Here is a 7,268-nt window from a genome sequence, read left to right as displayed (position 1 = left end):
CAAAACCCGCTCACTCACCGGAAGCTCGTCACTCACTCTCCCGTCCCTGCCGCTTGCACTCGTTGAAGTCCGTGCAGCAGAGGAACGAGATATTAGGACGAGAACCGCGTCTTGGCAAGTCCTTTCGACGAATTTATTTCAGGCGTGTGACGACGTCCGTTATTCCGTCCGTCATTCACCGAGCAAACGGCAGCCGCTTACGACTTTGCAACGCAGGCCGGGACCGAGCGTTCAGCGATGCTTGAACGCGGGTTTGCGCTTCTCCACGAAGGCCGCCATGCCCTCCTTCTGGTCCTCGGTGCCGAACAGCGAATGGAACAGGCGGCGCTCGAAGCGCACGCCCTCGGCCAGAGGCGTTTCATATGCGGCGTTGACGGACTCCTTGACCATCAGGACCGATGGCAGCGAGAAGTTGGCGATGGTCTCGGCGGCTTCGATGGCACGCGGCAACAATTCCGCCGCAGGCACCACCCGCGCGACCAGCCCCGAGCGCTCCGCTTCGTCGGCGTCCATCATGCGCCCCGTCAGACACAGGTCCATTGCCTTCGCCTTGCCGACCGCCCGCGTCAGGCGCTGCGTGCCGCCGGCGCCCGGCATCACGCCCAGCTTGATCTCGGGCTGGCCGAAGCGCGCGTTGTCCGCGGCAATGATCAAGTCGCACATCATCGCAAGCTCGCAACCGCCACCGAGCGCGAAACCGGCCACCGCCGCAATGACCGGCTTGCGGATCGTCGTGACGACCTCCCAGTTGCGGCCGATGTAATTGCCCAGATAGGCGTCCATATGCGAGAAGTTGGCCATCGCGCCGATGTCGGCTCCCGCGGCAAACGCCTTCTCGCTGCCCGTGATCACGATTGCACCGATCTCGCTGTCGGCGTCGAAGCCTCGCAGGGCGTCGCCCAATTCGTCGACCAATGCGTCGTTGAGCGCGTTGAGCGCCTTCGGCCGATGCAACGTGACGATCGCCACGCGCCCACGTGTTTCGGTGAGGATATTTTGATATTCCATTGCCCTTGTCTCCTGCCGCTGAAGGATCGAACGCCTAACCGCAAAACCTTACCCCAGCCACGCATTCAATGCTAGTATTAGCAGACCAACCGGTCGGTCAATTAATAACGAAAAGCCGCCCGCCCTGCTGCCCCTGGAGGACGACGCTGCCATGACGCATCCCCTTTTCGCGCAACATGCCGAGACGCTGAATCGAGCCCTTGCCGCCATCGAAGACCGCGGCTACTGGACACCTTTCAATGAATCGCCGAGTCCGCGCGTCTATGGCGAGACCGCGAACGCCGACGGCGAGTCGGCCTTCAAATCGTATCTGAATAAGCCGTTCGAACTCGACCAGCCAGGCACCGGCCAAGTCGGTCACGAGCGTTCGCCGTTCGGCTTCGACCTCGGCATCCGCTACCCGAGCGCCGATCCGGACACCCTGTTTCCCGCCGTCGCAGCCGCCCAGGAAGGCTGGCGCCGTGCCGGCCCGGAAGCCTGGGTCGGCGTCTCGCTCGAAATCCTTGCGCGACTGAACCGCGCCAGCTTCGAGATTGCCTACAGTGTGATGCATACCACTGGCCAGGCGTTCATGATGGCCTTCCAGGCGGGCGGTCCGCATGCGCAGGACCGCGGCCTCGAAGCGGTTGCCTATGCGTGGGATCAGATGCGCCGCGTGCCGGGTTCGGCCTATTGGGAAAAGCCGCAAGGCAAGCATCCGTCGCTGGCGATGGAGAAGCGTTTCACGGTCGTGCCGCGCGGCATCGGCCTAGTGCTCGGCTGCTGCACGTTCCCGACCTGGAACGGCTATCCCGGCCTGTTCGCCGATCTGGCCACCGGCAATGCCGTCGTGGTCAAGCCGCACCCGGGTGCGATCCTGCCGCTGGCCATCACCGTGCGCATCGCGCGCGAGGTGCTGCGCGAAGCAGGCTTCGATCCGAACGTGGTGACGCTGTTCGCCACCGACCCCAACGACGGTTCGATCGTGCAGTCGCTGGCGCAGCGCCCCGACGTCAAGCTGATCGACTTCACCGGCAGCACCGCGAATGGCGAATGGCTGGAAAGCCACGCGCTGCAGGCTCAGGTCTACACGGAAAAGGCCGGCGTCAACCAGATCGTCATCGATTCGGTCGACGACCTGAAGGGCGCGTCCCGCAACATCGCGTTCTCGCTCGGCCTCTATTCGGGCCAGATGTGTACCGCGCCGCAGAACATCTATGTGCCGCGCGACGGCATCGCCACGCCTGACGGGCGACTGAGTTTCGACGAGGTCGCGCAGGCAATCGCCGAGGGCGTGCGCAAACTGTGTGGCGATCCCGCGAAGGCAGTGGAACTGCTGGGCGCCATTCAGAACGATGGTGTCGCGGACCGCATCGACCGGGCGCGGGCGCTCGGCAAGGTATTGGTCGACAGCCAGTCGCTTACCCACCCGGCTTTCGAGAACGCGCGCGTGCTGACGCCGCTGCTCGTGCAACTCGACGCGCGCACCGATGCGTCGAAGTTTTCCGACGAATGGTTCGGCCCGATCGCTTTCGTGATTGCCACGGATTCGACCCAGCAGTCGCTCGATCTGGCCGGCCGGCTGGCGGCCACGCGCGGCGCCCTGACGATGTCCGTGTACAGCACCGACGAAGCCGTGCTGGCAGCGGCCGAGGAAGCGTCGCTGCGCGGTGGCGTGGCCCTGTCGATCAATCTGACCGGCGGTGTGTTCGTGAACCAGAGCGCCGCGTTCTCCGACTTCCACGGCACCGGCGCCAATCCCGCGGCCAATGCCGCGCTGGCCGATGCGGCATTCGTTGCCAACCGGTTTCGCGTCGTGCAAAGCCGGCGGCACGTGCCGCCGCGCGAGACCACGGCCGCCTGAGCTCGATCGCGCCGCGCGCCTCGGGGCGCGAAACCGCCGCCGCGGCACGCGCCGTGCCGGCGGTTTCGCGCGGTCGGGCCGGCGCAGCCCGGTCGCAACGATGACGACCGCACCGTCACGCTTTCAAAACGAAGATCCGATATGAACGAAGCTTTCATCTGCGATGCGATCCGCACGCCGTTTGGCCGCTACGGCGGCGGCCTGAAGGATGTTCGCGCCGACGACCTCGGCGCCGTGCCGATCGCCGCGCTCAAGGCGCGCAACGGCGCCGTGGACTGGCAGGCGGTGGACGACGTGCTTTATGGCTGCGCGAACCAGGCTGGCGAGGACAACCGCAACGTCGCGCGCATGTCCGCGCTGCTGGCCGGCCTGCCCGATGCCGTGCCCGGCACCACGCTGAACCGGCTGTGCGGCTCCGGCATGGATGCGATCGGCACGGCTGCACGGGCCATCAAGGCAGGCGAAGCGTCGCTGTTGATCGCCGGCGGCGTCGAAAGCATGACGCGCGCACCGTTCGTGATGGGCAAGGCCACCAGCGCGTTCGCGCGCAGCGCCGAGGTCTACGACACGACGATCGGCTGGCGTTTCGTCAATCCGCTGATGAAAAAGCAGTACGGCATCGACTCGATGCCGGAAACCGCCGAGAACGTCGCGACCGACTTCGGCATCAGCCGCGAAGACCAGGACGCATTCGCGCTGCGCAGCCAGCAAAAAGCGGCCCGCGCCATCCGTGAAGGCTGGTTCGCCCGCGAGATCGTGCCTGTCACCATCGCGCAAAGGAAAGGCGATCCGCTCGTCTTCTCGGTCGACGAGCATCCGCGCGAAACCAGCCTCGAAGCGCTGGCCAAGCTGCGCGGCGTGGTGCGCCCGGACGGCACGGTGACCGCCGGCAATGCATCGGGTGTCAATGACGGCGCCTGCGCGCTGCTGCTGGCGAGCGAGGCCGCTGCGCGCCAGCACGGCCTGACCCCGCGCGCCCGTGTGCTGGGCATGGCGACGGCCGGCGTGGCGCCGCGCATCATGGGCATCGGCCCAGCGCCTGCCACCCGGAAACTGCTCGCCCAACTGAACATGTCGCTCGATCAGTTCGACGTGATCGAACTGAACGAAGCGTTCGCGGCACAGGGTCTGGCCGTGCTGCGTCAGCTCGGCATCGCCGACGACGATGCGCGCGTCAACCCCTACGGCGGCGCGATCGCGCTCGGCCATCCGCTCGGGGCTTCCGGCGCTCGGCTGGTAACCACCGCGTTGAACCAGCTCGAAGCCGGCTCCGGCCGCTTCGCGCTGGCAACCATGTGCATCGGCGTCGGCCAGGGCATTGCGATCGCGATCGAACGCGTGTGAGCGGCCGCGTATGAGGTATCGAGCCACGGCGCGTTCGTCGACGCGCCGCGGCGTATTGCTTCGATGACGGGAAACCTGCGAGGAGACCATGACCGACAACACGATCCTTTATGGCATCGATGAAAACAAGGTCTGCACCATCACGCTGCATCGCCCCGACAAGCTGAACAGCTTCACGCGTGCCATGCATGCCGAGCTGGCCGATGCCGTCGAGCGCGCCACGCAGGACGGCGCGCGCGCGCTGCTGATCCGAGGCAGCGGCAGGGCCTTCTGCGCCGGCCAGGACCTGGCCGACCTCGACTTCACGCCGGGCCAGGCGACCGATCTGGGCGACGTGATCGAATGGGGTTTCAACCCGCTGGTACGTCGCCTGCACGCGGCGCCCTTCCCGGTGATCGCCGTCGTGCACGGCACGGCCGCGGGCGCCGGCGCGAATCTCGCCTTTGCCTGCGACATGGTGTTGGCCGGCAGGTCGGCAAGCTTCATCCAGGCTTTCGTGAAGATCGGCCTGTTGCCCGACACCGGCGGCACCTGGTTCCTGCCGCGCGCCGTCGGCCTGCAGCGCGCATTGGGACTGGCAATGACCGGCGACCGCCTGTCCGCCGCCGATGCGCATGCCTGGGGACTGGTCTGGCAGGTCTTCGAGGACGATGCACTCGATGAAGGCGTGGCGCGACTGGCCGCGCAACTCGCCAGCCAGCCGACGGGCGCCATCGTCGCGATCCGTCACGCGATGCGCGCGGCCGGCACGCAAGGGCTTGACGCACAGCTCGATCTCGAACGGGACGCGCAGCGCCGGCTGGGTAACAGCGCCGATTACGCCGAGGGCGTGAACGCATTTCTCGAAAAGCGCGCGCCACGCTTCACTGGCCGTTGATCGCCGCCAGGCGGTCCAGGCGCGGTGCCGCCGCTGTGCCGGTCAGCGCAAGCGCCTGGCCGCCGACCATGCGTCGACCAGCCGCCGGCTGCCGGACGGGCAGATTCGCAGTGCGGTGGCTCGACGGCTGCCGCGCTCCGCAATACAGGAGAGATATTTTGACGACGCCCCATACACATGGCGACCCGCAGGGCGATAAGCCGGCAGACCCGTCCGCGCAGGCGTTGGCCGAACTCACCGCGCACACGATGTTCGAGCGCGACGGCTGCACGCACGCGCTCGGTATCCAGCTCGACGAAATCGCGCCGGACTTCGCACGCATGTCGATGCGCGTGACAGCCGCCTTCCTCAACGGTCATAAAACCTGCCACGGCGGCATGATCTTCGCGCTGGCCGACTCGGCTTTCGCTTTTGCGTGCAATACCGCAAACCGCGTGACGGTCGCCGCTGGCTGCTCGATCGAATTCCTCAAACCCGCCTACGAGGGGGACGTGCTGCACGCCGAAGCACGGGGCCAGACCCGCGTTGGGCGGCACGGCATTTACGACGTGGCGGTGCGTAACGACCACGGCGAAGTCGTCGCCATGTTTCGCGGCAAATCGGCCGAGCTGAAGGGCGAAGTCGTCCCGACCGCCGAATGACGTGACGACTGTGTAACGCGACGGCGACCGGCGCCTGCCATCCAACGAAGGTTGCCCATCGCCAGCCCGCAGCAGCGCTTGGACCGCTCAAATCATACATAACCAAGGCATGACCCAGGAGATAACATGAACGCCGCCTTGCCTCTTGATCCGATCGAAACGGCGAGCCCGGAAGAACTGCGCGCGCTGCAACTTGAGCGCCTGCGCTGGAGCGTCAGGCACGCCTATGAGAATTCGCCGGTCTATCGCCGCAAGTTCGACGAAGCCGGCGTGCACCCGGACGACATCAAGACGCTGGCCGATCTGGGACGTTTTCCGTTCACCACCAAGAAGGACCTGCGCGACAATTACCCGTTCGGCATGTTCGCGGTGCCCGGCGACCAGATCTCGCGTATCCATGCGTCGTCGGGCACCACCGGCAAGCCGACGGTGGTCGGCTACACCGCGCGCGACATCAGCAACTGGGCCGATCTGGTGGCACGCTCGATCCGCGCGGCCGGCGCCCGGCGCGGCGACAAGATCCATATCAGCTACGGCTATGGCCTGTTCACCGGCGGTCTGGGCGCGCACTACGGCGCGGAGCGCGCCGGCCTGACCGTGATCCCGTTCGGTGGCGGGCAGACCGAGAAGCAGGTCCAGTTGATCCAGGACTTCAAGCCGGACATCATCATGGTGACGCCGAGCTACATGCTGTCGATCGCGGACGAATTCGAGAAACAGGGCCTCGACCCGGCTGCCTCGTCGCTGCGCATCGGCATCTTCGGCGCCGAGCCGTGGACCGACGACATGCGCGCGGCAATCGAGAAGCGCATGGGCATCACGGCGGTGGACATCTACGGCCTGTCCGAAGTGATGGGGCCGGGTGTCGCGAGCGAGTGCGCGGAAACCAAGGACGGTCCGACGATCTGGGAAGACCACTTCTACCCCGAAATCATCAACCCCGAGACCGGCGAAGTGCTGCCCGACGGCGAGTTCGGCGAGCTGGTGTTCACCTCGCTGAGCAAGGAAGCGCTGCCGATCATCCGCTATCGCACGCGCGACCTGACACGCCTGCTGCCGGGCACCGCGCGCCCGATGCGGCGCATGGAGAAGATCACCGGCCGCTCGGACGACATGATGATCGTCCGCGGCGTCAACGTCTTCCCGTCCCAGATCGAGGAGTTGCTGCTCAAGCAGCCGGCCCTCGCGCCGCACTATCAGATCCTGCTGAGCAAGGACGGTCCGCTGGACTGCCTGACCGTGCGCGTCGAACCGAACCCGACGGTGCGCGCCGATCCGGTCGCGCTGGAAGCGGCGCGCACCGCACTGGGCTACGACATCAAGGCGCTGATCGGTGTCACCGCGAAAATCGATCTGCTCGGCGTGAACGGCATCGAGCGCTCGGTCGGCAAGGCACGCCGGGTGATCGACGAACGCGCTCGCGGCTGATCCATCGCGCCGGGGCCGGCATCATGCCGGTCCCGACCCCAGTCGTCAGACCGCTCTTTTGGGCCCGGCAGCTCAGGACGCGATCCCGAATCGCCGGGCTTCATCCTGAATGTGGTTGCGCCGGACT

Annotated in this window: 6 protein-coding genes; 5 read left to right on the top strand and 1 reads right to left on the bottom strand. The window is 66.4% G+C overall.

The window, feature by feature from the left end:
• Positions 1–231 precede the first annotated feature (231 nt).
• Positions 232–1,008: an enoyl-CoA hydratase gene (locus tag BLU54_RS17875; RefSeq protein WP_091911396.1), complete on the bottom strand. Its 777-nt coding sequence runs from the start codon at positions 1,006–1,008 to the stop codon at positions 232–234.
• Positions 1,009–1,159: 151 nt separating this feature from the next.
• Between BLU54_RS17875 and paaN the strand changes: the two genes are divergently transcribed.
• The 5 genes from paaN to paaK all read left to right on the top strand — a co-directional run bounded on the left by paaN (position 1,160) and on the right by paaK (position 7,141).
• Complete coding sequence (gene paaN, locus BLU54_RS17870) at positions 1,160–2,851, top strand: phenylacetic acid degradation protein PaaN (RefSeq protein ID WP_091911394.1); 1,692 nt, start codon at positions 1,160–1,162, stop codon at positions 2,849–2,851.
• 141 nt (positions 2,852–2,992) lie between these two features.
• Positions 2,993–4,195, top strand: a complete 1,203-nt coding sequence (pcaF, locus tag BLU54_RS17865) for a 3-oxoadipyl-CoA thiolase (RefSeq protein ID WP_091911392.1) — start codon at positions 2,993–2,995, stop codon at positions 4,193–4,195.
• Positions 4,196–4,283: 88 nt separating this feature from the next.
• Positions 4,284–5,072, top strand: a complete 789-nt coding sequence (paaG, locus tag BLU54_RS17860) for a 2-(1,2-epoxy-1,2-dihydrophenyl)acetyl-CoA isomerase PaaG (RefSeq protein WP_091911390.1) — start codon at positions 4,284–4,286, stop codon at positions 5,070–5,072.
• Positions 5,073–5,320: 248 nt separating this feature from the next.
• Positions 5,321–5,713: a hydroxyphenylacetyl-CoA thioesterase PaaI gene (gene paaI / locus BLU54_RS17855; protein ID WP_235838017.1), complete on the top strand. Its 393-nt coding sequence runs from the start codon at positions 5,321–5,323 to the stop codon at positions 5,711–5,713.
• A 126-nt stretch (positions 5,714–5,839) separates the two neighbouring features.
• Entirely contained in the window at positions 5,840–7,141 is a 1,302-nt protein-coding gene (gene paaK / locus BLU54_RS17850) for a phenylacetate--CoA ligase PaaK (protein WP_091911385.1), read from the top strand.
• Positions 7,142–7,268: the final 127 nt, after the last annotated feature.

The organism is Chitinasiproducens palmae (assembly GCF_900095735.1).
Classification (GTDB): domain Bacteria; phylum Pseudomonadota; class Gammaproteobacteria; order Burkholderiales; family Burkholderiaceae; genus Chitinasiproducens; species Chitinasiproducens palmae.
The sequence above is the reverse complement of the archived record's forward strand: the minus strand, read 5'-3'. Positions and strand labels throughout refer to the sequence as shown.

Bases quoted from the DNA above. Each gene is read 5' to 3' on its own strand.
- BLU54_RS17875 (WP_091911396.1), bottom strand. From the start codon at position 1,008: ATGGAATATCAAAATATCCTCACCGAAACACGTGGGCGCGTGGCGATC.
- paaN (WP_091911394.1), top strand. From the start codon at position 1,160: ATGACGCATCCCCTTTTCGCGCAACATGCCGAGACGCTGAATCGAGCC.
- pcaF (WP_091911392.1), top strand. From the start codon at position 2,993: ATGAACGAAGCTTTCATCTGCGATGCGATCCGCACGCCGTTTGGCCGC.
- paaG (WP_091911390.1), top strand. From the start codon at position 4,284: ATGACCGACAACACGATCCTTTATGGCATCGATGAAAACAAGGTCTGC.
- paaI (WP_235838017.1), top strand. From the start codon at position 5,321: ATGTTCGAGCGCGACGGCTGCACGCACGCGCTCGGTATCCAGCTCGAC.
- paaK (WP_091911385.1), top strand. From the start codon at position 5,840: ATGAACGCCGCCTTGCCTCTTGATCCGATCGAAACGGCGAGCCCGGAA.